The sequence below is a fragment of the Pseudoalteromonas rubra genome, from assembly GCF_005887095.1.
Lineage (GTDB): Bacteria > Pseudomonadota > Gammaproteobacteria > Enterobacterales > Alteromonadaceae > Pseudoalteromonas > Pseudoalteromonas rubra_E.
The window spans coordinates 19628-45472 of record NZ_PNCI01000024.1 but is presented as its reverse complement, the minus strand read 5'-3'; the positions used below and the strand labels follow the sequence as shown (position 1 = coordinate 45472).

25 protein-coding genes are annotated in these 25845 nt (G+C 48.0%); 11 read left to right on the top strand and 14 right to left on the bottom strand.

Annotation, left to right across the window (positions count from 1 at the left end; all coding sequences use genetic code 11):
- Window positions 1-5: 5 nt before the first annotated feature.
- From CWB99_RS11380 to CWB99_RS11345, 8 genes are all read right to left on the bottom strand, one after another.
- The gene (locus tag CWB99_RS11380) at window positions 6-410 is read right to left on the bottom strand and encodes a GFA family protein (protein ID WP_171045321.1); all 405 of its coding nucleotides are present in this window, start codon (window positions 408-410) and stop codon (window positions 6-8) included.
- A 151-nt stretch (window positions 411-561) separates the two neighbouring features.
- On the bottom strand, window positions 562-915 hold the full coding sequence (locus CWB99_RS11375) for a DUF1428 domain-containing protein (RefSeq protein ID WP_138552376.1): 354 nt from the start codon (window positions 913-915) through the stop codon (window positions 562-564).
- Between the two features lie 233 nt (window positions 916-1148).
- Window positions 1149-1493 carry a hypothetical protein gene (locus CWB99_RS11370; protein ID WP_138552375.1) on the bottom strand — a complete coding sequence of 115 codons (345 nt, stop codon included), beginning with the start codon at window positions 1491-1493 and terminating at the stop codon, window positions 1149-1151.
- A 311-nt stretch (window positions 1494-1804) separates the two neighbouring features.
- The gene (locus CWB99_RS11365; protein ID WP_138552374.1) at window positions 1805-2920 is read right to left on the bottom strand and encodes a serine hydrolase domain-containing protein; all 1116 of its coding nucleotides are present in this window, start codon (window positions 2918-2920) and stop codon (window positions 1805-1807) included.
- Between the two features lie 150 nt (window positions 2921-3070).
- A complete protein-coding gene (locus tag CWB99_RS11360; RefSeq protein ID WP_138552373.1) occupies window positions 3071-3409 on the bottom strand; it encodes a hypothetical protein in 339 nt (112 codons plus the stop codon).
- Window positions 3410-3521: 112 nt separating this feature from the next.
- Window positions 3522-3878, bottom strand: coding sequence for a hypothetical protein (locus CWB99_RS11355; RefSeq protein WP_138552372.1), 357 nt, complete (start codon window positions 3876-3878; stop codon window positions 3522-3524).
- Between the two features lie 541 nt (window positions 3879-4419).
- Window positions 4420-5862 (bottom strand): hypothetical protein, encoded by a 1443-nt coding sequence (locus CWB99_RS11350; RefSeq protein WP_138552371.1) that lies wholly within the window; start codon window positions 5860-5862, stop codon window positions 4420-4422.
- Window positions 5863-5992: 130 nt separating this feature from the next.
- Window positions 5993-6310: a hypothetical protein gene (locus tag CWB99_RS11345; protein WP_138552370.1), complete on the bottom strand. Its 318-nt coding sequence runs from the start codon at window positions 6308-6310 to the stop codon at window positions 5993-5995.
- Between the two features lie 731 nt (window positions 6311-7041).
- Here CWB99_RS11345 and CWB99_RS11340 point away from each other — a divergent pair.
- The 5 genes from CWB99_RS11340 (at window position 7042) to CWB99_RS11320 (ending at window position 14112) form a co-directional block, all read left to right on the top strand.
- Entirely contained in the window at window positions 7042-8289 is a 1248-nt protein-coding gene (locus CWB99_RS11340) for an HlyD family secretion protein (protein WP_138552369.1), read from the top strand.
- Between the two features lie 10 nt (window positions 8290-8299).
- Window positions 8300-9007 (top strand): ABC transporter ATP-binding protein, encoded by a 708-nt coding sequence (locus CWB99_RS11335; RefSeq protein WP_138552368.1) that lies wholly within the window; start codon window positions 8300-8302, stop codon window positions 9005-9007.
- Window positions 9004-11391 (top strand): ABC transporter permease, encoded by a 2388-nt coding sequence (locus CWB99_RS11330; RefSeq protein ID WP_138552367.1) that lies wholly within the window; start codon window positions 9004-9006, stop codon window positions 11389-11391. Before CWB99_RS11335 ends, CWB99_RS11330 begins: the two co-directional genes overlap by 4 nt.
- A 61-nt stretch (window positions 11392-11452) precedes the next feature.
- A complete protein-coding gene (locus CWB99_RS11325) occupies window positions 11453-12820 on the top strand; it encodes a sigma-54-dependent transcriptional regulator (RefSeq protein ID WP_171045320.1) in 1368 nt (455 codons plus the stop codon).
- Between the two features lie 2 nt (window positions 12821-12822).
- A complete protein-coding gene (locus tag CWB99_RS11320; protein WP_138552365.1) occupies window positions 12823-14112 on the top strand; it encodes a sensor histidine kinase in 1290 nt (429 codons plus the stop codon).
- Window positions 14113-14120: 8 nt separating this feature from the next.
- Here the strand turns inward: CWB99_RS11320 and CWB99_RS11315 are convergent, their stop codons facing one another.
- The 4 genes from CWB99_RS11315 to CWB99_RS11300 all read right to left on the bottom strand — a co-directional run bounded on the left by CWB99_RS11315 (window position 14121) and on the right by CWB99_RS11300 (window position 16451).
- The gene (locus CWB99_RS11315; protein ID WP_138552364.1) at window positions 14121-14633 is read right to left on the bottom strand and encodes a lipocalin family protein; all 513 of its coding nucleotides are present in this window, start codon (window positions 14631-14633) and stop codon (window positions 14121-14123) included.
- Window positions 14634-14688: 55 nt separating this feature from the next.
- Window positions 14689-14937: a hypothetical protein gene (locus CWB99_RS11310; protein WP_138552363.1), complete on the bottom strand. Its 249-nt coding sequence runs from the start codon at window positions 14935-14937 to the stop codon at window positions 14689-14691.
- 194 nt (window positions 14938-15131) lie between these two features.
- The gene (locus CWB99_RS11305; RefSeq protein WP_138552362.1) at window positions 15132-15467 is read right to left on the bottom strand and encodes a zinc ribbon domain-containing protein YjdM; all 336 of its coding nucleotides are present in this window, start codon (window positions 15465-15467) and stop codon (window positions 15132-15134) included.
- Between the two features lie 105 nt (window positions 15468-15572).
- Entirely contained in the window at window positions 15573-16451 is an 879-nt protein-coding gene (locus tag CWB99_RS11300) for a LysR family transcriptional regulator (RefSeq protein WP_138552445.1), read from the bottom strand.
- A gap of 94 nt (window positions 16452-16545) precedes the next feature.
- On the opposite strand from CWB99_RS11300, the gene CWB99_RS11295 reads away from it, so the two are divergent.
- Window positions 16546-17052, top strand: a complete 507-nt coding sequence (locus CWB99_RS11295; protein WP_138552361.1) for a lactoylglutathione lyase family protein — start codon at window positions 16546-16548, stop codon at window positions 17050-17052.
- Window positions 17053-17095: 43 nt separating this feature from the next.
- Here the strand turns inward: CWB99_RS11295 and CWB99_RS11290 are convergent, their stop codons facing one another.
- Window positions 17096-17290 (bottom strand): hypothetical protein, encoded by a 195-nt coding sequence (locus CWB99_RS11290; protein ID WP_138552360.1) that lies wholly within the window; start codon window positions 17288-17290, stop codon window positions 17096-17098.
- Between the two features lie 136 nt (window positions 17291-17426).
- On the opposite strand from CWB99_RS11290, the gene CWB99_RS11285 reads away from it, so the two are divergent.
- The 5 genes from CWB99_RS11285 to CWB99_RS11265 all read left to right on the top strand — a co-directional run bounded on the left by CWB99_RS11285 (window position 17427) and on the right by CWB99_RS11265 (window position 24118).
- Window positions 17427-18110: a response regulator transcription factor gene (locus CWB99_RS11285; protein WP_138552359.1), complete on the top strand. Its 684-nt coding sequence runs from the start codon at window positions 17427-17429 to the stop codon at window positions 18108-18110.
- Window positions 18103-19485, top strand: a complete 1383-nt coding sequence (locus CWB99_RS11280; protein WP_138552358.1) for a HAMP domain-containing sensor histidine kinase — start codon at window positions 18103-18105, stop codon at window positions 19483-19485. The genes CWB99_RS11285 and CWB99_RS11280 overlap by 8 nt, the downstream gene beginning before the upstream one ends.
- A 513-nt stretch (window positions 19486-19998) precedes the next feature.
- The gene (locus CWB99_RS11275; RefSeq protein WP_138552357.1) at window positions 19999-21864 is read left to right on the top strand and encodes a DUF1800 domain-containing protein; all 1866 of its coding nucleotides are present in this window, start codon (window positions 19999-20001) and stop codon (window positions 21862-21864) included.
- A 10-nt stretch (window positions 21865-21874) separates the two neighbouring features.
- Complete coding sequence (locus CWB99_RS11270; RefSeq protein WP_138552356.1) at window positions 21875-23227, top strand: DUF1501 domain-containing protein; 1353 nt, start codon at window positions 21875-21877, stop codon at window positions 23225-23227.
- 120 nt (window positions 23228-23347) lie between these two features.
- Window positions 23348-24118 carry a MipA/OmpV family protein gene (locus CWB99_RS11265; protein ID WP_138552355.1) on the top strand — a complete coding sequence of 257 codons (771 nt, stop codon included), beginning with the start codon at window positions 23348-23350 and terminating at the stop codon, window positions 24116-24118.
- A gap of 63 nt (window positions 24119-24181) precedes the next feature.
- Here CWB99_RS11265 and CWB99_RS11260 read toward each other — a convergent pair whose 3' ends face one another.
- Window positions 24182-25612 carry a glycerophosphodiester phosphodiesterase family protein gene (locus tag CWB99_RS11260; RefSeq protein ID WP_138552354.1) on the bottom strand — a complete coding sequence of 477 codons (1431 nt, stop codon included), beginning with the start codon at window positions 25610-25612 and terminating at the stop codon, window positions 24182-24184.
- Window positions 25613-25845 lie beyond the last annotated feature (233 nt).

The following is a 25845-nucleotide window of genomic DNA, read 5'->3' as shown; positions in this document are numbered from 1 at the left end:
CTGGATTACGTTCGCGCGTTTTTGAAGGTTGGAATATCAGCCTGTAGCGAACACCAATTCGCTTTGCTGCTGGTAAAAATCTGTGCATCCACTTTCACTGGAATATCTGAGTCGAATGTGGATATGGCGACTTCTATGTCTTCTGGTGGCATGCCTTTACTTCGAAAGCCAAGGCTGGATCCGCAGATATGACAAAAAGTACGCGTGGTGCCATTAGGAGCTGTGAACTCTTTTAAGCAGTCTTTTCCGGATAACCAGTTTAAATCAGTCACAGACACCAAAGTACCAAAAGCAGCGCCGTGAAATTTACGACACATAGTACAGTGGCAATTCGCCACTCTGGTGCTGAAACCGGAGACAGTGAAGGTAACCTGCCCGCACAAACACGAGCCATGATATTCATTTTTCATACGTTTCAGTTTCCCAGCTACAAACCACCAGATTCAAGTCAGGCAATACTACAAAACTCAAGATTACACTGCGAAACCACCAGTTAGCTTAGTTAATAGAGAGGTTTCACAATGTAAGTACTTTGCATGATCTGTTTGCCTGGCCTGGCAACTATGCAGTAAGTATCGTATTAAACCCACCGTAAATTAGACGTTTGCCATCAAATGGCATCGGATTATTTTCCTCAGACATTCTCGGGTCTTCCATAATGGCATTCCAACCTGAGTCACGTACCTCTTTAGACGGCCAGACTACCCAAGAAAAGACCACAACTTCATTGTCCTGCGCCTTGACCGCCAGAGGCAGAGAAGTCACTTCTCCTTGCGGTACATCGTCACCCCAATTTTCTACAACTTCTAACGCACCATGCTCTTTAAATACGACCGCTGACACGGTTGCATGCTCAATGTACTTTTCTCTATTGTCATTCGGTACTGCTGCGACAAAACAATCTACATATGACATGTTTCTCTCCTTTACCCTAGTTTTTCACATACCCTGAACCTAAATCCAGATCTGGTAACGCGTTAAATCGCGCGCATTACCACACCCAGCCTGCTAATCATAGCAGACCAAAATAAATGGCAGAGGAAAACAATACATCATCCTGTTGACTGAAATGGTTAACTCACGCCCCCGATAAAAAGGAAATCAAATGCTCATTGCTGACTGCGTTTTACTGGCATGTATCCCCAAGTTTACTTCTTGTCTAGAGTAATATACTGAACCACACAACCGGGCAGATTGTCATCAACCTGTAAGACCCCTATTGGTGAGTTTGTAGTTTGGGCTGTAAGTAAAGTAGAATACAAAAGATCAGCCCCGGGGGTTCCTGCTGGAATGATCTCGTAAACACCAGATGCAGCATTACAGTTTAGAATTTTTTCATCTCCGCTTGTTCCAATAAATATTTTTCCTGATGCCTCGACATAGAGCCTTTCAATATAAACATTGGAGCAATGGTCTGGAACACAAACACCAGCAAAAGCGGCAAATGAGCTAAAGCACAAAAGTGATAGCAATAAAGATTTAAACGACTTCATTTTATCTCCTAGAAACTCTAACACCTTACTATGAAGGATATTTTTATTAAAAATCAATATAATGAAATCCATAAAACGACGATTACACTAATACTGTCTCATTACTAACCAAACAGATAACCAGCAACATATATGTGATTCTAGGACCTTACATGATATGATTAGAACAGCCTGCTGCGCATTCATGCTAAGCCCCCTAATTCACTTCGAGAGCTCCACCAGTTCTTTATTTCTTAACTCTAAAGCCACTCATATGTATTCTCTAGATTACCCCAACTAGTCACAGCTAACTTTGGATATCTTAGAATTTTTTATCTTGTCTGGTTGAAGCTTTCTTTTAGCTCATTTTGCCAATTGCTTTCAAATAACCTCTCCAGCATTGGAGCCAATGGTGCCCAAGTGTTGCCAGTTACCCCAATGGTTAACTTTTTGGATGGAAAATAATACACAGCAGAAACATAACCATTCAAAGCCCCTCCTCGGGAGTACACGGTTTCACCATTGATTTTAAAAACTTCAATACCTAAACCAAGATTTTGCTTCTTCTCATTAATGACTTTAGAACCATCCTTAAACCTACACAAGCTTCGCATCATAGCACGTGAATCGCTGCTTAATATTTCACCTGAGACTAAGCTTTTGAACATGCGCAAATACGAAACCAAGTCTCCTGCAAGTGCTCCCGCGCCCCCAACAATACGATATTCGACAGGTGACTCATATAAACTGGCTTTAGACCCATTTTTCTCGAACGAGGGAGATAAGACTGGAGAGTAAAAAGAATCGCCCAGGTAGTACAGATTTGTTTCTGGCGCATTCTCAAAGATGAACTCTCTGAAGAAATCGCCCAGACTTTGATGGCTAACATGTTCAACAACCAGACCCAAAAGAAAGTATGCCGTATTATTATATCTATACCGCTCTCCCGCTATTGGTTCATGCGAAGCTAAATTTAGCTTATCGATAAACTCTTTTTGAGATTTCGCTTTTTGCCAGACATAATTTTCAAATTTTCCTACACCAAAAACATCGGATAAATCTGAGCTATGGCATAACATTTCCTGAAGAGTGACTTTTTCACTATGCTGTAGTTTAAAAGGTAAGTGCTTTTCAAGTGGATCCGATAAACTTAGTAAGCCTCTTTCTTGAAGCAAGAGAATAGCTGACGCAGTCAGCGTTTTGGTATTTGAACCGAGTGAGATGACTTTTTTGGCAGAGTATTTTTCTTTGCGATCCTGATCAGCAAAACCATATGCACGGCTAAATACTAGATCATCCTCTTTTAATACCGCAATAGCCAGACCAACGTAGTCATGTTGCAACATGTGAGAGCGAACTATCTGCTCAAATTCATCGTTGTTAGATGGCTCAATTTTTTCAGAGCAGCTGACTAATAACAATAACAACGGAACTATTAAATAGCGCACAGTCTCTCCACACAATATAACGCTGCGGCCTGAAGGATACCCTAATATTAATCACTAAAACAAAGGGAACACCCGGCACTGTTTCAGCTAATATGTTTCACCGCAAGCCAATCCGATAACAGTGCCCAGCTCAAAACCACCGTGTTAGATTTATAACAAATCAACACGATGAACCTGGCAACCTTCTGTGCCATGATTAATGTACAGTCGCACATTATCACCAGTTGCCTTTGCACTTAACAAAACACTTATCATTGCTTCATAGGTATCAGGCGCAGAAGACTTTTGTATATATGCAGTGTCATTGTTTGTAGGAAGAGTGCACATTTTTGTTTCACCAACGATACTAATCGTTATATTTTTTGCTGAGCTTTTAGGGCTGTGCACTTCTATGCTCCCCACTTTCCCTGTAACCTGGCTGTCCCAGGCATAGGCTAAGTTTGAGCCGAGAGAAACGGCGCTAATTAAAATACTTGCTAGAGTTTTCATATTTTACCTCAGTATAACAGCTCATCTAAACGGAATAGCCTCGTTAGCCTAGTCGCGAAACATTGGCTGACCAGCCTGTGTTCGTTTTGAACTGAATTTCTATATTTGATACTTATGAGCCCGGCGGGCCACTGTGAGTACCGCCAATAACCATTTCACCCACTTTACATGTGTCGTCTGTTAAATACAGAGATACCTTTTTACCTGACATGTAAGCTGCCAGCAGATTAGCATGCATGGCGTTTAAAGCTGGGTGATCGGGATAAATTGATGCGTATTTAGGTCCATATCCGCTTTGAGAAGTACATCCACTTAATTCAGGAGAAAGGCGGACATTTATACCACCATTAACAACACTGACAACCTTTATAACTTCTGACGCAGCTGTCCACCCTGAATTACCTGCATGTGAAGAAATGGCGATTGTCAAAAAGCAAAATGAGATAATGCTGTTTAAATATTTTTTCATCTATAACTCCACTATTGAACTGAGAGATCACGCTTTTTTATTCATGCAGAAGTAGCATGCATATTCGATTATTGAACTCGGTCGCCTGCACAGAGTATTCGACTAGTGCAGTTTGTGCTCAGGGAGTTGGCTTTTTGATGAGTGACTTTGTTTTGAACCAATTGTGACTCAAACCGTTGCAGCGTGACTCATACCCTGACCGAACAACGTACTGTTCCTGCAATTAGACCCTCTTTTCTCTTATTTGGCAAGGTGCTCAGCTACTCGTAAAAATAGGGGTGGGCTGCCAATTCAGCGTTGTGAGTAAGTAGATCAAGGCTCATAAGCCGTCCGGATTGGCGCCGGGGCTGTTGGCCCCGCACTTTTATGCTCTCGACAGTGTTGTTTGGCGTGTTCTTTCATTTAATCTGTGTGAGCGCAGGCGACAGGTCAATTCAGCCCGCACCTGCACTCTCATTTTCAAAAACCTCAATTTGCAATCAACAACATCTGCACACTCATATTGAGGAGAGTACATGCCAGAAGGCTCCAAATGAAGACCTTACTCAAAGGCTGCAAAGTCGAGGTATTTTCCATTGAGCCACAGAAGGCGCTGACTGTTGGTTTGTGCTCGGGAAACACCCTGTTTTTTCTTACTAACCCAAATAAAACGTTGGGAGTTGGGTGGATTGTCAGTCAGGTCGTTGAAGACATCCTTGAGGTCGCTCCACTGACTGAACTTTTCTGCATCACCGCCGTAGGTTTTTTTCACCATTTTACCTGGTCTGCCTCCAAATGGACTGGGACCACCGCCGACCTTTACCTTGTATTTGTGTGAAACCTTAGAGTTCAATTGTGCACCCAATGCCGGTTTTTCTTTGTCCATCCAAGCGATGACAGCATTGATTTTCCCTTTGGGTACGGGTTGCCTGGAATAAGCATGATGTTGTGTGGATAAACCGCTCATAGCATGTTTTGAAGATCCGCTAACATCGTCATAGACCACAGCAAAATGATCGAGCCAACCCCAATTGGCAGACAATTCATCTATCACTTTTTGTACAGAGGCTTTATGGGTTCTCGCATCCAGTGCTGGGAAAACCTTATTTGTCATATAAAGGTCTATGTACTTACTACAGTCCTGTTTACATAGTTTCAAAGCTCTCAGCCACGCTTGTTCGTGCCGCTGAATGTGTTTACTGTAAAATAAAGCATTGGATTCTATTTCACCTCGTATTTCTTCCAAATGTTCCAGAGGCACGAAGTCTAGTGGGTTGCCCCCATCAGGGACTTCAATAGACAATAACACTTCATCGTCAATTAAGGCCACGCAGTCAATAAAATTCTCCATCAGGTTAGCGCTGATGAGGTAATAGTTCAGCGTTCTGCCAATCTCCTGAATAGTGGCAGCGTTCCCAAAAGATTCACTAAGGTTCGCGTGATATACATTGTTGGCAAGCGTACCTTCGCTCAAAGTTTGGCTGATAAGCTCAACAGCTCCTCTCAAATCTTTACCTTGGTACTGTTTTAGTTTCTCCAGGCTCGCTTTACGTACCGAATGGCTTGTTGCTTTAAGAAATACATCGACTGAGTTGGCAACGCTATCAATGTCTTTGAACGCATTACTTAGCGTAACATTCGCGCCAACTCGCTTAACAACGGCCCCAAGATGCTCGAACTGACCCAGCATCAGACTTTGCAGCGAATCGATTTTTAATTCGAGATCACCTAACATATCGATAATGATTTCTTCGCTGGATTTACTTGATGAGAACAAGGATATAAAGCTCAATGTAGCGCCAAGTACGCCGAATGACGCCGATAACTTGGAGATGCTGGAATCAGTAAGAACCTTAATGACCTTGTTGAGATCAGCTCCATCCTTGCCTATAGAAATTGTATTGTTGAACTTATCGATTGCCTTAACAACTTTAACGGAACCCTCAGCGATATCCTTAGCTGTTGTCGTTGCGCCATTCGTTGTCATTGCCAGATTGTCTTGCATACTTCTCTCCGAAAAAGTGGTTCGTCGATTAATTGGTTTGCTAACTCTGAACTAATACAGAGTTAGCAAATCTTCAGTTCGAGAAGGAGGAGTTTACGCCAATCTCACTCGGCAAGGATATTACAACGCATTACCCTAAAACGACCCAGGTTAACAAAATACAAGTGGCATAAGACTCATTGAAGTTTATTTTTCTAAGAGTAAAGAGGTCTGAAAACAAACGATTCCAGATTTCCCTGAATAACACAGCGATTGCTAAAGCAGCGAAAACCCACACTAAAAAGTACACAGAAACACGGGCTACAGCTGACTCAAATAACAGGTTAAGCAGAGTTTCACTCTCAGCATATGATTGTATGTCTGCTGTGATAAGTTCGCGTATCAGCTCTAACAGCCACACAACAATTGTGGCAATGATATTGAATGGTGTCGTTATTTCCTTTCTCATAGACTTCTCCTTATTAGTGTTGATATTTATGCGGATACAGCGCGCATAATCGCTCGTTAAACTAAGCCGCTATCTGCTCACAGTATCCGGCTGGTGTAGTTTGCACTTAGGGGATTTGTTTTTGCTGAGTGAATTTGTTTTGAACCAATGATGGCTCAAACCGTTGTAATGTGACTCAATCCCTGCCTGAACAACGCACCGTTCCTATTATTAGACCAACTTCTCTCTTATTTGGCAAGGTGTTGTGGTACGCCACAGTTTGATTTGAGCCGCCACTTCTGCGTGGTGTTTAAGTAGATCCCGGCTCGCAAGCGTCCGGGATGACGAAAATGAGTGTAAGCATTGTATCAACTCGATACCTCCATATCGCGTATCAGTAGCTACCGACTCGTAAGTGTTTGTCGGTGTCATCTCAGTCCAAGACTTCTGCGTGGCGTAATAGCCCCACAAACGTCCAGGGTGGCGTCGGGGGGTGTGCTACCGAGTTTTGACGGAGTAAACAGTGCTGCTTAGCGTGCCTTACCCATTTAATACGCGTGAACTCTGGCTACTTAAACCAAGTGAATTTCTACCGGACTTCTTCTCCCATTTCCACAAATCGCAATTTCATTTCCACAAATCAGCGCACAGAACCCACACTCAAAAAACACACAAATCCATGAAATACAAACACTTAAAAGTTGGCATATGACTTGTAGTGACTCTACCCAAATACCTTTAGAGGAAATGGCATGGACATACAGGTCGAACAGAAAAACAACATAAAAGTAAACTGGTTGTGGCTGGGTGGTATTGCTTTGGCCATAGCGATTATTGGCTGGTTGATAACGCAACCTACAGCACAAGCGTCTTTGCCCGCAGAGAATGCCTGGGTTGGTAAAGTCAGACAGGGCGATTTGACCATTTCAGTGGCGGGGTTTGGTCAACTTAAGTCGCGCACGCCGCGTCTGATCAGCGCTGCCAGTGAGGCCACGGTTGAGGAGATTATGCTGCGTCCGGGTGCTGAGGTCACGCCAAGCAGCGTGATTATGAAGCTCAAAGATGCCAACCTTACTCAATCGCTTAAAGATGCAAAACGAGCACTGCAACAAGCCAAAGATCAGTATTTGCAATCCGATATTAATCAGCAGCGGGAAATGCTGTCGCATCAGGCAAGTCTGGAGATCTTAAAGTCTGAACTGGAAAGTGCTGAACTCGAGGTCTCTGCGCAGGCTGGGCTGGTTGAAGATGGTGCCGTGTCCAAGCTGGATTATCAGCGTACCGTACTGGAGCACCGCCAGCTTAAGCGGCGCATTGATATCGAACAGCGCCGTATTGCTCAGCTTAAAACCTTACATCAGGCCAATTTACAACTGGCCAACTCCGATATAGAAGCCGCCGAAGAGGCATATCAGTTAATTCAGCACCGGGTAGACCAACTGACTGTGCGTGCGGGGATCACTGGCGTTGTGCAACAACTCCATGTGGAACTGGGGCAAAGTGTGCCGCTGGGCGCGCAACTTGCACTGGTTGGCAGCACTAAAGATTTATATGCTCAGCTGCAAATCCCGCAGGCCTATGCTGAACAAATTAAACTTAAGCAGTCGGTACAAGTGAATACCCGCGCCGACTTTATTGCTGGCACTGTTTCGCGGATCAACCCAATAGTGCAAAACGGCAATATTGAAGTCGAAGTGGCCCTGCCTGCCGTGCTGCCCGACAGCGCCCGGCCCGAGCTAAACATTGAAGGAACGATACATATCAGCACCCTTGAGGATGCGCTGTATATCGACAAACCCGTTGGTGCCAAGGCTTTCAGCACTGCCACTTTGTATCGTATCGAACCCAATACCCAACAAGCACACGCCATTGAGGTACACTATGGCGCCCAGACCGCACAGTATATTCAGTTGCTATCCGGCGCACAGCCACAGCAGCGCTTTATTCTGTCGGATATGGCATCCTATCGGGATGAGCCGGTCGTGTACCTGAGTAAATAAGGAAACAACAATGAACAACCAATGCGTTATTGAACTCACCGATATCACCAAACACTTCCTGCTCAGTGGCTTAGAAACACAAGCCTTACAGGGCGTAAACCTGCGCATTAACGAGGGGGAGTATGTCTCTATCTCAGGCCCGTCGGGATGTGGCAAGTCCACACTGCTCAATATTTTGGGTCTGCTGGACACGCCAACTGGCGGTCGCTATCAGATTGCCGGTAACGATGTCAGCCAGCTCAGTGTCAACCAGCGTGCTACTTTAAGAAACAAGCACATTGGCTTTGTCTTTCAGTCATTTAACCTGATTGATGAGCTGAATGTGTTCGACAATCTGGCACTGCCTGTTAAGTACAGTGAACAGCCTTTAAGCGGCTCACAACTCAAAGAACGCGTTATGCAGTGCCTGGAACTGGTGCAAATGACCCACAGGGTAGATCATCAGCCCAATCAACTCTCCGGTGGTCAGCAGCAGCGCATTGCCATTGCCCGAGCACTGGTTAACAAGCCCGATATTCTGCTCATTGATGAGCCCACCGGAAACCTGGACTCCAAAAATGGCGATGCCGTTATGCAGATGCTGCACGATTTAAATGCACAAGGCACCACCATGTGTATGGTAACGCACGACCCCAGATATGCTGATATGGCTGGTCGTAAGCTGTTTCTGCTTGACGGGGTGATGGTCGACGAGGTCAACCTGGAGATGGCGGGATGATCAAAGAAGAACTTAAACTGGCCGCCTCCAACCTGAAAAAGTTGCCCGGCTTTAGTCTTACAGTGATCCTCACACTTGCGCTCACGCTTGCAGCGCTGTGTGTGGTGATCAATATCAATCACAGGCTACTAACCAAACCTCTGCCCTACCCCAACGCCGACACCTTATGGGTCACCGACCAAAGTGAAACCATTAATGGCGAAACCCAGTATGGCTTTCAGATGTTACCCACCCAGTTTCTGATCCATCAGGATCAGCAGTTTATTGACGAAATGGCGATGCTACATCTGACATCACCGCGTCTGATGGATGTGGACCAACGCCCCACGGTTGATATTCTCCGTGTCTCTCCGGAGTTCTTCTCTTTGCTGGGCGTCCCTATGCATCTGGGTCGCGCGCTGAACAGCAATGAAAGCGTAAGCGATGAACAAAAGGTACTGGTGCTGAGCTATCAGGCCTGGCAGGACAACTTTAACGCCGATCCTGAGGTTATCGGGTCCTTCACCCAGCTCAACCGGGTTGCCTACGAAATCGTCGGGGTGACTGCCGCTGACTTTGAAGTGCCTGAAATTTTCAGAAGCTTTGCCATCAGCGGGTTTAGCAGCTTTCCTGAGGCGCTTAGCACCACCAGTCACTGGAACAGCATCAGCAGTCAGTTTAACGGGATTGCTCGTTTTAAGCCGGGCGTAAACCCTGAACAGGCGAATCACTCGCTTGGCGAACAAATCGATGCCTTATATCAGTCTCGTGACAATGTGGCACCCGACACTGCCATTGGTGCCCGCTTTACACCGCTACGCAGCAGGATCATCGCAGAAAGCGACACTCTGGCTCTAAGCTTGTTATTTTCAGCCGCGGTGCTAGTGTTGATCGCCCTGACCAATGTAACTAACCTGTTTTTGTCTCGTGGTGCCCAGAAACAAAGAACGATGGCCATTCAGGCAGCGCTGGGTGCCAAACCACAACATATTTTTATCAGTATGTTTTGTGAAAGTCTCTTGTTGATTGGCGCAGCAACGGTTTTAGGATTGCTGGCCGCGGAGTGGCTTAACGTGCTACTGGCCGACGACCTGAGTTACCTGTTTACTCGCATGCAATCTTTATCGCTTGATGCACCAACCGTGATTGTTGCAGTCTTGCTGGCACTGATCATAGCCCTGGTAATAGCGGCCATCACCAGTCGCCAGGTCAACTACCAGGCCCTGACCAACGCCCTGCACGCCAGCGGTAAAGGCACCGGTGCACAGATCTCAGCCCGCACTCGCCATATTCTGGTTGCACTACAGGTGATGTTCGCCAGTCTGTTGTTATTTTTGGCTGCCAATAAACTATTGCCTGCTTATCAGGAAATGACACACCCAACCGGGTTTAACACCGAGCATCTTTATTACGCCCGTGTCGATGGCAGCGCTACCGAAATTGATCCGTTTGAGTTATCCAGACAGGTTAAAAACACCCTGGGCACACAGGCCAATATTGAAACGGTTGCGGCCAGCGCCACCTCACCACTGGCCATGGGCTGGAAAAACTATCTATACGACGAAAAGGTTGAGCTGATCGGGATCATGAGCCTGGCATTTTTTGATCAGGATGCCTTCACCGCCCTGTCATTGCCAATCACGCAAGGCCGCAGCTTCACACCTATCGCAGCATCTGGTGAAGACAATAATGAGATTGTGCTCTCCGACTCTCTGGCCAGGCGCCTGTATGGCGAAACCAATCCTCTGGGTCAGACGCTGTATATCGATCAGGAAACGCCCAGACAGGTGGTTGGCATTGTTGGTGACGTGTATGTGCCTACAGGCCCTTTAGGATACGAGCTGGAACGCTATTATGTGCCTCTTACCGAAGGCAGCAATGCGTTTATTATTAAAGCCAGTGGACCGCTGTCGCACTCGCAACTGGGCAACGCCTTAAAGGACATACATCCAACCTTAAACTTCTCGGATTTCAGGAAAGTGGATGATATGCTCAGTCAGCGACTCAGACAAACCTGGCTGCAGGCCATGCTGACAGTCGCATTGCTTGTACTGACACTGAGTCTGGCTGGCGCAGGCATTTATGGTGTACTCACATACAGTGTCCAGATGCGTCGCTACGAACTGGGCATTCACCTGTCTTTGGGTGCGCATACACATAAGCTGATTGCTATGATTGTAAAACAGAGTTTTGTGCCCATATTCACCGGCCTGGCTATGAGCCTGTTGTTTGCAGGCCTTGGATACCTGCTGTGGTCGCGTATTGGCGATGGGCCTGTCGAAGTCAATTTACTGGCTGTGGTGAGTAGTATTCCGGTTATGCTATTGGTTGCGCTAATTGCAAGCTATCTGCCGGTGCAAAAGGTGATCCGCCAGGACCCTATCAAGGCACTGAGAAATGAATAACCATTCTAATAAAAAGTAAATGAGGAAATGCAGGCGCCGAACGGCGCCTGCCAGTTTAACCATGCAAGGCACCGTACTTATCGTTGATGACAAGGCTGATATTCGCCTGAGTCTTCATATACTGCTGAAAAACAGCGGTTTTACCACCATTCAATGTGACACCCTGAGTGCTGCGGCACAGGCTCTGGCACAGCACTCTATCGATCTGGTGCTGCTCGATATGAATTATGAGCTGGATACCACCTCGGGTCAGGAAGGTCTCAACTTCCTCTCAGAACATGCTGCGCAGATACCTTCCAGCCCGGTGTTTATTGCCATGACCGCCTGGTCCAGTGTTAATCTGGCCGTCGAAGCCATGCAACGAGGTGCAGTAGATTTTTTTGCCAAGCCGTGGGACAACCACGCAGTGCTGATGATGATCAAAAAGCATCTGGGGTTACGACACATAGCCCATGCCAGACAAGCTGTCACTACGGTCATGCAAAAAGCGCCCGCCGACAACCCTCTGCTATGGATCAGCCCGCAAATGCAGGCACTTAAAAAACAGCTGGACCGGGTCGCCCCGACCGGCGCCAATATCCTGTTACGAGGCGAAAACGGCACGGGCAAATCCCAGGTTGCACAATACCTCCACCAGCAAAGCCTGCAAACAGGTAAACTCGTCAGCGTTAACATGGCGGCAATCCCGGATACTTTGTTTGAAAGCGAGCTGTTTGGTCATGTCAAAGGCGCATTCACCGATGCCAGGCAGGACCGCGAAGGCCGCTTCAGTCAGGCAAGCAGCGGCACCTTATTTTTAGATGAAATCGCGACGCTAAGCGAATCTCAGCAGGCTAAGTTGTTACGGGTACTGGAAAATGGCGAATACGAACTGGTCGGCTCCGACACAACCTGTCACGCAGATTGCCGACTTATTAGCGCTACGAATGCAGATCTCGATACTCTGCAAACGCAAGGGACATTTCGTCAGGATCTGTATTTCAGGCTCAATACCATAGAGCTGACACTACCACCTCTGAGACAGCGCAGTGACGAAGTGATTCCGCTCGCCGAGCACTTTATATCAGCTCACGCGAAGCGCTATGAACTGCCCGAAGCACCTTTATCAGAGTGTGCCCGTAAAGTGCTGCAGGCCTATCACTGGCCGGGCAATGTACGAGAATTAAGCCACATTATGGAGCGGGCGGTACTGATGAGTGACGAGGCCGAGATCACTGCCAGTCAGCTGAACATCAAACCAGCCAGCAGCGAGCTGAACAGCCCGGTAAAGGAATTGGTCACGCTGGAGCAGGCCGAACAGAAACTGATCAAAATGGCACTCACTCAGTGTCAGGACAACGTCGAGGAGGCGTCAGCATTGCTGGGGATCAGCAAAAGTGCGCTGTACCGCCGCATGGATAAATTCAGCATCAAAACCCGGCAGCCTTAACCGTGATTAAATTAAATTACGAACGCCTTGTTTCTGGGTTTTGCCTGATAGTCTGGTTACTGTTTGCCTTGCTCAGCACCGCACTGCTGCTCAGCCTTGGCAGTGGCTGGCTGGGCATCCTTACCAACTGTGTTGTGGTACTTTGCCCCGCTGCACTACTGCTACACAGCATTAAAACCCGCGTTGTTCAGCCCTTTTATCATCTGACTAACACAGTCGAGGCCATGCGTTTAGAGGATTATGGGCAACGGTTTTATACGCGCGATCAAAGCGGTATCCTGGCTCAGCTGCAAACAGAAACCAGTCAACTGTGTGAGCATTTGCAGGCATATAAATCGGCACGCGATCATCAGGCCATCTTACTGTTTCAGCTGATTGAGCAGCTGCCTAGCCCCATTGTAGTGTTTGATGAAAGTAATGCTCTGGTTCATGCCAATGAGGCTTTCTCAAACTGGACAGGCAAACCCTGGCAAACGCAACGACTGACCAAAGCACACCATTTTAGCCTGGTGCAGTCTAATGGTCAGTGGCAATTCAGTCACCCCTCTCTTGCTCAGCAATGGCAGATCCGCCAAAGCCAGCTCCCCATCAATGACAGTCATGCCCATTTATTGATCCTGACCGATGTACAGTCGGTGGTGAGTCAGGCGCAGCGTGACGCCTGGCAAAAGATGATCCGCATTCTGAGCCATGAGATCCACAACTCACTCTCCCCCATCAAGTCATTGGCACAGACATTACAAACCCTGCAGCCAAGTAAAGACACTCAGGCCGATTTCGAGCAGGCCTTAATGGTGATTGTACAGCGCAGCGATGGGCTGATGTCGTTCGTTAATCGCTATGCCAGTGTTGCAAGACAGCATCAGCTGCACCCCAAAGTGATCACCATAAGCGCCCTGCTGACCCCAATGCAGGCTTTATATGAGCCACGGGTTTGCTGTAAAGTTGAACAAGAATTCACGCTACCAGTAGATGTCAGCCTGATGGAGCAAGTGCTGATTAATTTGATCACCAATGCGCTGGAGGCCAGTGCACAGACCGCTGCGGTCAAGATTACTGCCAGTAAAACAGCACAATACGCCTTCATTGATATTCTGGATGAGGGTCAGGGCATCAGTAATCCCGACAACCTGTTTGTGCCTTTTTATACCATCAAAGCAAATGGCAAAGGCATTGGGCTGGTGCTGTGTAAAAACATCATTGAGCAACACAACGGTCGCCTGACACTGGTTAATCGCACTGACAAACCCGGTGCCAGAGCCCGTATTCAGCTGCCACTGGCTCAGAGCTGAGCAAGATATTACTGCTCAACAAAAATCAGTGAGTTGGTATCAAAGCCACGTTCTGAGGCCATGCGAACGAACTTGTCGATAATGGCCTGGTCTACTTCCGGGGTTCTTGAGAGCAGCCACAGAAAGTCGGTATCGGGGCCAGACACAAATGCATATTGATAGTTTTGATGGTCCAGCTCAAACACCACATAGGCACCGTAAAACGGGCCAAAAAACGAAACCTTCAGATAGGCTTCATCGTCCTGGTTGACAAAAAACGCTTTGCCCTCGGCTTCGCGCCACTGATTTTCTTCGGCGTTAAAGCCACGATTAATCACTTTTACGCCGCCATCTTCGCGCATACTGTATTGCGCCGTTACGCGAGAAAGTCCGCGTTCGAAGGAATGATCCAGTCTGGCAATCTCATACCACTTACCAAGGTAACGGTTAAGCTCAAAATTATTAACGGGCTGCACGCCCTGTGGCATACCCAGACAACTGCTGAGGATAAGCGCCATCATGATGATTAGCAGTGTTTTCAATGTGTGTTCCTTGTATAACCCAATGCAGGTAGTACGCTCAGGAAACAGCGCAGGTTCACTGCTTTGTAGGCTTTTCCCGACGTTCCGCAATCCAGTAATACACATTGTAGCAGGCACCGGCAATGCAGAGCAGAGAGATCAGTAATGCCGGCACGAATATCAGCAACATATTGGCTTTAAACCCGGCGATTGCTATGACGCAGCAAATTGCACCTATGATAAGTTCAATGGCAACCGTTTCCCAGTCCATCGTATGTGAGCGGCTGACTGTTTTCGCTGCGTAATGATTTACTTTAAATCCCATAACAGACCTCCTTACTAACTGGTTAGTCCAGTATAACATAACTAACAGCATTGAAGGTCAAGAAGGTGTCGGGTGCCGTCAATTCCGTGTTATTGCACAGATGACCGAGGGAGTGTCTGGGTAACTTAGGAGGTATTGGGATGACCGAGGAGTTAATGGGCTCCGTCATCCCGCCCCGAATAGGGAAAGAACAATCAGGCTTTTTTAACGAACTTAGCAGTCACCATCATTTCGCCTACGCCGTCGACCTTACAATCCAGTTCGTGGTCTTTTTTGTCCAGTACACGGCGGACCAACGCTTTAGTACCAATTTTAATGACCTGAGAACTCCCTTTGATTTTCAAATCTTTAATCACGGTCACTTTATCGCCGTCGGCCAGCAACGCACCGTTCGCATCTTTCACTTTTACCACGTCATCATCGTTGACTTCGTTGGGATTCCACTCAAAGGCGCACTCTGGGCACACCAGGTTACTTTGATCCTGATAAACGTATTCAGAATTACATTTTGGGCAAGGAGGTAAAGACATGCTTACTTACTACTTTTGATTCATTTGGCTGCATAGTAATGGCTCAGTCCCAGATGCGCCAGTACTAAGCCAATATTTATTGATTTAGTGCAGCCATAAATAATATTACTGGCCTTCAAAGCTGGTTTTAGCGTGCTCAATGACAGTCTCGACTCTGGCAGGCAAGATGCTACGTTTGGTCGTACACAAATATATAGTTTCACTCACCGGATGATCGAGCATATGCACCTTTATCTGTTCACGCTTTGCAAAAGCCTCAACTGCGTAGGCAGGCAATACGGTAAACCCTAAGCCCCGGCTCACAGGCTCCAAAATCAGGCTGATCTGGTTAGAAAACCCTTTGCGCTCAAATTCACTACAGTGCTGAAACAGCGTGTAGTTAGCGCTGAGCAATAGCTCGGCATGATGTGCACCATCGGGATGATCAATAAAGCCCAGTGATAACAAGGTTTCCCAGTCTGGCTGATTTACCTCAGCGGGTGTCACCAATAATAAAGGTTCCGTGGCGACCATCTCGCTGATGATATCGGCCGATTTTACCTGCACTGTTGTGAAACCCATATCTGCATCGCCATCAGCCACGGCTTTTTCAATGGCCTGATTAGGTGCAAATCTGTGGTCGATTATGAGCTTAGGATAACGCGTCTGTAGTGCCAGCAAATGCGGATATAAGCGAAGCCCCACACTGCCCGGTGACATCACTTTGACTTCCCCCTCAAAAGCCGGATCTTCTCCTATACTAACCTCAAGATCCGATATGCTTTGCAGTATATGTTGTGCCTGTATACGCAGCCGTTTGCCAGCTTCCGTCAGCACTACTTGTTTGCTGTCACGCAGCAGCAAAGCAACACCCAAATGCGCTTCCAGCTTTTGCACATGCTGGCTCACACCCGATTGCGTCATATGCAGCTGTTCAGCCGTTCGTGTGAAGTGTTCGACTTCGGCAAGGGTACAAAATGTTCGCAGCCAGCTGTTATTTATCATCACAAAATGTATTTATTTAGATAATTTTTAATAATTTTACATGATGATTGAGTATTTGTAACCTGTTCATCATTCAAACAGAGGAGAGTATTCTATGAGCCAGGTTTACCCACGTAATTTTTCGCATATCGGTATTTCGGTCCCCGATCTGGAGAAAGCCGTTGAGTTTTATACTCAGGTAATGGGCTGGTATGTCATTATGGCACCGACTGAAATTAGTGAAGATGACAGCGCCATAGGTGAAATGTGCACCGACGTATTTGGTCCGGGCTGGAAACGCTTTCGCATAGCGCACCTGTCTACCGGCGATCGCATTGGCGTCGAATTATTTCAGTTCGACAATCAAACCAACCCCGACAACAATTTTGAATACTGGAAAACCGGCGTTTTTCATTTCTGTGTGCAAGACCCCGATGTAGAAGGTCTGGCGGATAAAATAGTGGCCGCAGGTGGTAAAAGACGTATGGAAAAACCCCGCTATTACTACCCGGGCGAAAAACCTTATCGCATGATTTATATGGAAGACCCGTTTGGTAACATAGTCGAGATATACAGCCACAGCTATGAGTTGATTTACAGCGCAGGCGCCTATCAGGAATAACAATTTGCAGGGCTGAACCTGCCGACCCTGCTTACTTACCGGCTTATTTATCGGCTTGCTTGTTGGCGCCCCAAAACGCAACGCTCAGCGCCATGCCAGCTCCAGCGCACGGAGCAATGGTAAAAGCCAGAATGTCAAATGCGACCCCAAAAGTCACCCCCATTGCCGTACCGACCCCAGCACCAACCGCAATGTACAGGCCCGGGTTAGGTCCTGATTCGACTTGCTTGTCTGCCATATTTATTTCCTTATTCTATGTCTTAGTTGGTTTAATTTTATACACACACGCAGGCACAGTACAATACAAAATTGTATGCCAACCCAAGGCAAAAATGCGATATGCTTTAACTGAGTGACGATAACCTCAGGTTTGTATGCATATTTTATTAGTTGAAGACGACCCGGATACCGCCGATTTTATCTGTGCAGGACTGACACAGCACAATGCCCGTGTACAGCATTGCGACAACGCAGAACAAGCCATGTTGAGCGCGTCTGCTACTTCTTTTGATGTCATCATTTTCGACCGCCTGTTACCTAATATGGATGGTCTGGACGCGGTCAGGGTTTTACGCGCCAGCAAAGTTACAACCCCCATTATTATGCTCACAGCACTGAGCGATACAGCCGATCGGGTCGCCGGGCTCGAAGCCGGAGCCGATGATTATTTGGTTAAACCCTTTGCATTTGCTGAACTGTATGCTCGTTTAAAAGCCCTGGCCAGACGCCAGCCCTTACGCGCTGACACACAAGAATTATTTTTGGGCGAGCTCACACTCAACCGCACTTCCCGTCAGGTGATAAGAGCAGGACAAGAAATAGAACTGATGCCCAAAGAGTACCAGATACTTGAATATATGATGCAAAACCCGGAACAGCTGATCACCAAAACTATGCTGCTGGAACAAGTCTGGGGGTTTAGCTTCGACCCCAAAACCAGCTTAGTGCAAACCCATGTCAGCCGGCTGCGCAACAAACTGGATAAACCTTTTGCCTTTGACATGATCAAAACCATTCGCGGCAGCGGATACCTGCTGACAGGCCAGTCTGATGATTAGCCGTTATCACCTGACACAAACGACCCTGGTGGGTGGCACACTTTGGGCAGGCATGCTGTTGCTGCTATGGATCATCAGTCAGTTACTTGTTTGGCAGGACAAACAGGAGCAGCAGAGCGAATTTAGCGAGTTTCTGGCTGAGGTTAAGATAATGCTCGATGAGCACGGCCTTGAGCACGTGTTGCAAGAGTTCGAACTGGATGAGGACGTGATCTGGTCCGACACCGAGGCACGGGCACATCTGCTTGATGACGGCTGGCTGGTTGCCATATATGAGCAGGACAAGCTACTTTTTGGCGCCAGCACAGAGCTAAGCGTTGCAACCTCTGCACAATGGCAAAATGTTTCTTTTGATGAAGAAGGCGACATAGAACTGCTGTCTGCCAGGCTCGATTTACCCGATGGCTTACATATTGATTACTGGCAAAAACGCGACGACATGCATGCTCAAAAAGCCGAGTTTTATGAGCAGCTCTTAGGGTGGTTTGCTCTGTTGAGCCTGCCGTTCACTTTGGCTGTGATTGTATGGCTGCAGCTCAAACGAACCCGCCCGCTAGAGGATTTATCGGCTCAGTTGGCAAAAGTGGCACACTCACCCGATTCAAAACGCACTGAAGTCTCTACCTCTCACCCCGATATTGTGGCGCTCAGCCTTGCTATCAACCAGATGCTGGACGAAATAACCCGCCTGCACGGCAATATGAAAACCATGTCAGTGGGCATTGCTCATGACCTGAAAACCCCTTTATCGCGGATTTCCAACCGCCTTCAGAGTATGTATCAGGACCTCGACGACACGGCTGCACTGCAAGGCCATATTGATAAAGCAAGCAGTGAGCTGGCTCAGGTCATCAATACATTTAACAATCTGGTGCGACTCAATGCCATTGAGTCGGGCAAACATATACAGGGCTTCAAAACGTTTGATTTGTCGGCATTACTCGATGAACTGGCACAAAGCTACCTGCCCGTCTTTGAAGACAGTGGCCGCCGTTTTGATGTATCCATTGTGCCATCAGTACACTGCCACGGCGACAAAGACCTGTTGGGCCAACTGATCTGTAATTTGTTGGAAAACGCGCTGGAGCATAGTCATGAACAGTCGCATGTCTGGCTGAGGCTACAAAGTCATACCGACAGCGCCTTGCTGCAGATTGGTGACGATGGCCCCGGGATCCCGCTGGGTGACCAGCACAAAGTATTTGATAAGTTCTATCGTGCTGATATCAGCCGTGGCCGCCCTGGTAACGGCCTTGGGCTAAGCATAGTGCGGGCCATTTGCGACGTACATAAAGCACAGCTTTGCCTGCTTGAACAACAGCCCGGTGCCGTATTTAATATTGAGATCCCCACACGCTCTGCACGGAGTGATTAGTTATAGCTGATGTAAGTCACTTATTTACCGCCAAAGCACACTTCGCTACTTCGTCCCCCCGTGCCGGTGCACAGAATGACCGAGACTGTATTGAGATCCGTCATCCCGGCCCCCGAGCCGGACACCACCAAGCGTAGCGAAAAAGCTAAGTAGAACTAAAACGCTGTCGATAAGCGACTCCCGTGTCAGTGCACGGAATGACCGAGACTGTATTGAGATCCGTCATCCCGGCCCCCGAGCCGGGAACCACCAAGCGTAGCGAAAAAGCTAAGTAGAACTAAAACGCTGTCGATAAGCGACTCCCGTGCCGGTGCACAGAATGACCGAGATTGTATTGAGATCCGTCATCCCGGCCCCCGAGCCGGGAACCACCAAGCGTAGCGAAAAAGCCAAATTGAACGAAGGCGTTGCCAGTAGCATACAATTTTGTAAACAACCCGTATGATAACTGTATGACCGTTTCGGTGCATTTCACTCTAGACTTAATCTATCCCTAAGTAAGAGAGTGAAACCATGTTTAGATTAACCCCGCTTAACATACTGCTGCTCAGCCTGTGTATGAGCCTGACTGGGTGTGGTGGCAGTGACGGCAGCCAGAACACCTCCAATAACCCCGTCCCTTCCTCACCGGACTCAGGTAATTCAAACAATGGTGGTACGGGTAACGATGATCAAAACAACAACGATGGCAGCATCGGCGACACACCGGACGACGATACCCCGTTGGCAGACCAAACCTTTGAAACGCCCATCAGTACATCCCGATTTTTACAGCAGGCCACTTTTGGCACTCGACCAGAAGACCTGGCGTCGCTCACAGGGAAAAGTGCATCAGACTGGTTCACAGCACAGCTAAAGTTGCCACCCAGCCTGATCATGCCCGTTGTGTCCGAGTTTACTCCGCCGCCCACCGCAGAAGATGATTTTAATGCTCTGTATATTGAATCAACCAGTGTGGCTTTCTGGCGCAATGCCATCGCCGGCGAAGATCAGTTGCGTCAGAGAATGGCATTTGCCCTGTCGGAAATACTGGTAGTATCGAATGCTGGCGGCGAAGAACTCACGGATATTCCCGAAGCGGTTGCCTCATATCAGGATATTCTGATCCAACATGCCTTTGGCAACTATCGGGAACTACTGGAAGCCGTAACCTATTCTCCTGCCATGGGGTTTTACCTGACCTACATGGGTAATCTCAAAGGAGATGAGGTCACAGGCCGGATGCCAGATGAAAACTATGCCCGGGAGTTACTGCAATTGTTTACCATTGGCATTGTTGCATTGAATCAAGATGGTACGCCGCAACAAGATCAGAGCGGCACAATCAAAGAACTCTACACCAACCAGGACATCACCGGGCTGGCTCGGGTGTTTACCGGCTTAGACATGGACTACGAGACATCGGAAGAAACTGAAATAAATGAATTTGCCCTGCCGATGGCCGTGTACCCACAAAACCACAGCGAGAAAAGTAAACACTTTTTAGGCACCACCATTGCAGCGGGTACCGGGCCTAAAGCCTCTGTAACTCAGGCGCTGGACCATATTTTTGCCCACCCGAATGTCCCCCCATTTGTCTCTAAACAGCTCATCCAGAGACTGGTCATGTCAAACCCTTCACCTGACTATGTTGCCCGTGTTGCCAGCGCCTTTAGCAGTGGTCGCGCCACTTTGCCCGATGGCACAGGGGTCGGTGATGGCCGTCGTGGCGATTTAACGGCAACACTGGCAGCCATCTTGTTTGATACAGAAGCCAGGGCAGATGCCAGTGATCGCGGCGGTAAAATCCGCGAGCCTATTTTACGCTTTACTCAATGGGCACGGGCATTTGCAGTAAAAAATATCACCCCTGAATATCAGGAAATGCTCTGGGATACCCGAGATGCAAGCATGCTGGGCCAGCACCCCTACCGCTCACCCAGTGTTTTTAACTTCTTCCGCCCGGGCTATACCGCGCCTGGCAGCGTGAGTGCGTCAAATGGCATGGTGGCTCCTGAGTTGCAAATCACCAATGCCAGCACCATCACTGGCTATGCAAACTTTATGACTTACTACATCACCGGCCTGCAGCAGGAAGTAGATGTGGAAGATCTACAAGCCGTTTACGACGAAGAAAATATTCCGCTGAATGCTGAAAACGCCGTGGAAAGCTTTCTGGCAAGCTACGACGCAGAACAGGCACTAGCAGGCGACTCGGATGCCTTAATCAACCACCTGGACCTATTGCTGTGTGCCGGGCAACTCAGTGCCACCAGCAAACAGCAGATTAAGCACATATTGCAAACAGTGGCCCAAAACGACGAAGCAGAGCCCGTAAGACTCGTACACCTCGCCATTTTACTGGTGATGACTTCGCCCGATTATTTAGTCCAAAAATAGGAGCACAGCTATGAACAGACGCGACTTTATCAAACTCAGCGGTGCCTCTTTAATGGCATCATCGATGTTTCAGTTAGGCCAGGCACTGGCGAATAGCCCTGCTCAGAATAGTGATTATAAAGCTCTGGTCTGCGTATTTTTGTACGGTGGTATGGACAATCACGACACCATCATTCCCTTTGATGAATCAAGCTATACGCAGTGGGCTACTCATCGTCAAAGCCTGCTGGGTAAGTATACAACGCCACGCACTTTGGCTAATTTGTTGCCTATTGCCACACCCGGGCGCTTCGGTTCGCGCCGCTTTGCCCTGCCTGCGGAATTAGCCGGGCTGGCCAATTTATATCAGCAAAATAAGCTGGCTGTCATTGGCAATGTGGGGCCCTTACTCAGCCCCGTCACGGCATCTATGATTGCTCAAGACACCGCAAGACTGCCACCACGGCTGTTTTCGCATAACGACCAGCAATCAACCTGGATGTCTGGCGCTGCAGAAGGCGCGCAATTTGGTTGGGGTGGCTTAATGAATGATGCACTCATGGCTCAGGGTCTGACCAGCAACACCCCGTTTAATGCCATTACCACGGCAGATGGCGCATTATGGCTGACCGGTAAACAAACCGCACCCTATCATGTCAGTGACGGCCAGGCAGCCACCATAGAAGCCCTGGAGGAGTTTGACAACCACCCTGATCTGGTTGCTCATTTTAGTAGTCAGCCTCAGAATGCACAAAACTTTCTGCAGCAAGACGTCACTAATGCCATTAACAATGCCTATCAGGCAAACAGTCAGTTTAATGCTGCGCAGGCCAATACCACAGTGACACTTCCCGACTTTCCGACTACATCGCTGGGCAGACAATTGCAAACCGTCAGTAAAAGTATCGCCGCCCGCCAGCAGCTTGGAGCATCAAGACAGGTTTATGTCGTCGCTATGGGCGGATTTGACACCCACTCAGGGCAAGCGCAAAACCTGCCCAAATTGCACAGTGTCCTGGATGGCGCTTTGGTGGCCTTTAATACTGCAATGGAAAGCCTCAATCTGAGTGAGCAGGTCACTGTGTTCACGGCCTCTGACTTTGGTCGCACACTGGCCATCAATGGAGACGGAACCGATCATGGCTGGGCCGGCCATCACTTTGTCATGGGCGGGGCTGTCAACGGTGGGACAATTTATGGTGATATTCCGCAAGCAACACTCAATCACGAGCTGGACGCAGGGGGCGGCCGTCTGATCCCAACCACGTCTGTCGATCAGTATGCCGCCAGCCTCGGGCAGTGGATGGATTTGGATACCAGTACACTGAACACCATGTTCCCCAACCTAAATAACTTCAGTGGCCCACTTTCTTTGTTTAAATGACATCAAGACTAAACGATCCTTGTCTATAGTTCGTACCAGAGTAAGCCTGAGTTAACACTCAGGCATACTCTCTTCTGTCTTTCATGGCAACAGAATATAAATTCGAGATAAGGATACACTATGTTAAAACGCGCGCTTTGTATTTGTACCTTGCTTGCAGCTTCAGCCCAGCTCCAGGCGCAAACAGATGAACGGGGAGCCTTAAGAGCCCAAATGGAACCTAAAGGGTTTTTGTACGGTATTGGACTGGGTGTCAGTGAAGAAATCTACCAGGGCTACGACAGACGGGTGATCCCGTTACCCATCCTCGGCTATCGGGGTGACAAACTGTCCATACTCGGCCCCTTCGTCAGTTATGAAATTCTGGAAGTGAATAACATCGAGGTTGTGTTACAGGCTTCGCCCCGCTTTCAGGGGTTCGATGAATCCGACAGCGATGTTTTTAAGGGTATGGCAGAGCGCGACTTTTCCATGGATGCGGGCGTTGGCATAAAATACGAGCGTAAAAACTGGAAGTTCGGCGTCTCTGCCGTTCACGATGTACTGGATAAGTCAGATGGCTACGAGGTTTCTGCTAGTCTTGCCAAAGCCTTTAAGTCAGGGCCGTTTTTCTATGAACCTAGCCTGAGCATCAGTTACCTGGATAGTCACCACGTTGATTATTACTACGGCGTTCGACTGTCCGAAGCCACCAGCGCCCGACCTCAATATGTGGGTGACAATGCCACCAATGTGGCGCTGGGCTTTTCTATATCAACGCCTATTTTCTTTGGCGGATTTACCCAGCTTGCGTTTGATTATACCTGGTTTGACGACAGCATCACCAACAGCCCCCTGGTCGACAACGACGCCAGCTTTGCAGCGCGCTTGTTGTTCAGTAAGTTCTTTTAAACACAAAAAAGCCGCAGCTCAGGTTCGAAGCTGCGGCCTTTATTGTAGATCAAGTGTGTCGGATCAGATGCTCGCAGGCATGCCCATACAGCTTGCGTAGTAGGTCGTTGTTGCAGGCCAGTCAGAGAATACGCCCATTACTCCCACGTCTTTAGCCAGTACGTCGAGTAGCTTAAAGGTATCGCCGTCATTGTTGATCATGCTTTCACCACGGTGTGCACCATTGACACTTTGGTAGTACCAACCACCGCCGGTGGCAAGGTGACCGGAACGCTCCAGCGTCCAGGTAATGATCCCAAGCCCAGCTTCACGAGCCGCCTTTGCATAGGCTGAAGGCACCATCTCACCATTTTCTTCGGTGACCAGCACCCACATAGGAGGTGCGATGATCTTCACGCCATCAGCCGCCAGTTCAGCCATGGTTGGAACAAGCAGCTCAGGGTTATTAACCAGCTGCTGTGGTGTGACACCTTGCTCATTGGCAACGGTTTGTGCGTCATAACGGTCATCCAGGTACACTGCCTGTGTCCCAAACTCAGGGTTTTGCGCAATCCAGTAATTAATGTCATCACGATTAAACGACTGTGCCCAGACATGCTTAGGCTCAACACCCGCGGCCCTATATTCGTCGATCATCTTCTGCGCGTAGTCTTGCTGAGAAAAGCCATCGAAAGGCATGGTCACTGATGGTGACTTAAGTTCAGGTGTCATTTTTACACCCAACTCTTTGAATAGGTTAATACTTTCAGCATGAGTCATAAGTGTGCCACGGCTGGCATACAGGTCGGTGCGCCACTTAGACGTGCCATTCATGTACTCAGCAACGGTGGTCCCATTTGGGTTCGACGCATCCATCTTACCTTCTAACGTTTTAAATTCTGCCAGGGTAATGTCACTGGTACAGCACTTAGCCTTTGCCACAACTCCATTTTCAGGATCCGCAGGTTCAAACGGCGTAGAGCAGTTTTGCGCCAAATCAGTTTCCAGAATGTTCGTGGTGGTATGCAAGTCGCACTGAGAGTGACGACATACCAACTCTTTGTCTTTGGTAAAGGTAACGTCACACTCAAGAATGCCTGCGCCCATTTTAGCTGCCGCAAGATAAGACTCTTTAGTGTGCTCAGGAAATTGCATTGGTGCACCGCGGTGACCAATAGAGAAGTCAGTTTTATAGAATGGGCCGTTCGAACATTGCGCCAGCTTGTCTTTTAACTCGCCTTCATCCATGTCCTGGATAAGAAAGTCCGGGCGCGTGCCAACCTGCATATTATTGGCACCACCTGCCGGTACTTCAACCACGACTGGCACTTCAATTGTTTTTATTTCGGTGACCGTGTCGGTGACAACTACCGTTTTTTCGACTTCTATCACCTGGGTTTTAGTGTCTGTGGTAACAACCGCTTTTTCTACCTCAACCACTTCGGTTTTGTCGTCATCACAGCCAGCTAAAAACAAAGCCGCGATCACAGCAGAGAGTGAAGTTATTTTTTTCATTGTTATTCCTAAGTTTACGTCAAAAGAAAGCGCTATTATTCTTAAGGGAAATAACAATAGAGGTGCTCTATTACCGAAGTAGGAACACTCAATGACTGTTTTGTGACGCCCCGCCTCAATACATGAGGAAATATCACTACATTACGATGTCATTACACTACCTTTAATTTACGCTCCCGGAACGAGATACTGCGAATGAGCCAGGAGCTCTTAACAACATATAAATTAAGGTA

Coding starts and splice junctions, on each gene's coding strand:
- CWB99_RS11270 (WP_138552356.1), top strand. CDS start 21,875: ATGAACAGACGCGACTTTATCAAACTCAGCGGTGCCTCTTTAATGGCA.
- CWB99_RS11350 (WP_138552371.1), bottom strand. CDS start 5,862: ATGCAAGACAATCTGGCAATGACAACGAATGGCGCAACGACAACAGCT.
- CWB99_RS11265 (WP_138552355.1), top strand. CDS start 23,348: ATGTTAAAACGCGCGCTTTGTATTTGTACCTTGCTTGCAGCTTCAGCC.
- CWB99_RS11375 (WP_138552376.1), bottom strand. CDS start 915: ATGTCATATGTAGATTGTTTTGTCGCAGCAGTACCGAATGACAATAGA.
- CWB99_RS11325 (WP_171045320.1), top strand. CDS start 11,453: ATGCAAGGCACCGTACTTATCGTTGATGACAAGGCTGATATTCGCCTG.
- CWB99_RS11305 (WP_138552362.1), bottom strand. CDS start 15,467: ATGTCTTTACCTCCTTGCCCAAAATGTAATTCTGAATACGTTTATCAG.
- CWB99_RS11275 (WP_138552357.1), top strand. CDS start 19,999: ATGTTTAGATTAACCCCGCTTAACATACTGCTGCTCAGCCTGTGTATG.
- CWB99_RS11380 (WP_171045321.1), bottom strand. CDS start 410: ATGAAAAATGAATATCATGGCTCGTGTTTGTGCGGGCAGGTTACCTTC.
- CWB99_RS11355 (WP_138552372.1), bottom strand. CDS start 3,878: ATGAAAAAATATTTAAACAGCATTATCTCATTTTGCTTTTTGACAATC.
- CWB99_RS11290 (WP_138552360.1), bottom strand. CDS start 17,290: ATGGCAGACAAGCAAGTCGAATCAGGACCTAACCCGGGCCTGTACATT.
- CWB99_RS11330 (WP_138552367.1), top strand. CDS start 9,004: ATGATCAAAGAAGAACTTAAACTGGCCGCCTCCAACCTGAAAAAGTTG.
- CWB99_RS11260 (WP_138552354.1), bottom strand. CDS start 25,612: ATGAAAAAAATAACTTCACTCTCTGCTGTGATCGCGGCTTTGTTTTTA.
- CWB99_RS11360 (WP_138552373.1), bottom strand. CDS start 3,409: ATGAAAACTCTAGCAAGTATTTTAATTAGCGCCGTTTCTCTCGGCTCA.
- CWB99_RS11295 (WP_138552361.1), top strand. CDS start 16,546: ATGAGCCAGGTTTACCCACGTAATTTTTCGCATATCGGTATTTCGGTC.
- CWB99_RS11340 (WP_138552369.1), top strand. CDS start 7,042: ATGGACATACAGGTCGAACAGAAAAACAACATAAAAGTAAACTGGTTG.
- CWB99_RS11335 (WP_138552368.1), top strand. CDS start 8,300: ATGAACAACCAATGCGTTATTGAACTCACCGATATCACCAAACACTTC.
- CWB99_RS11345 (WP_138552370.1), bottom strand. CDS start 6,310: ATGAGAAAGGAAATAACGACACCATTCAATATCATTGCCACAATTGTT.
- CWB99_RS11310 (WP_138552363.1), bottom strand. CDS start 14,937: ATGGGATTTAAAGTAAATCATTACGCAGCGAAAACAGTCAGCCGCTCA.
- CWB99_RS11285 (WP_138552359.1), top strand. CDS start 17,427: ATGCATATTTTATTAGTTGAAGACGACCCGGATACCGCCGATTTTATC.
- CWB99_RS11370 (WP_138552375.1), bottom strand. CDS start 1,493: ATGAAGTCGTTTAAATCTTTATTGCTATCACTTTTGTGCTTTAGCTCA.
- CWB99_RS11300 (WP_138552445.1), bottom strand. CDS start 16,451: ATGATAAATAACAGCTGGCTGCGAACATTTTGTACCCTTGCCGAAGTC.
- CWB99_RS11280 (WP_138552358.1), top strand. CDS start 18,103: ATGATTAGCCGTTATCACCTGACACAAACGACCCTGGTGGGTGGCACA.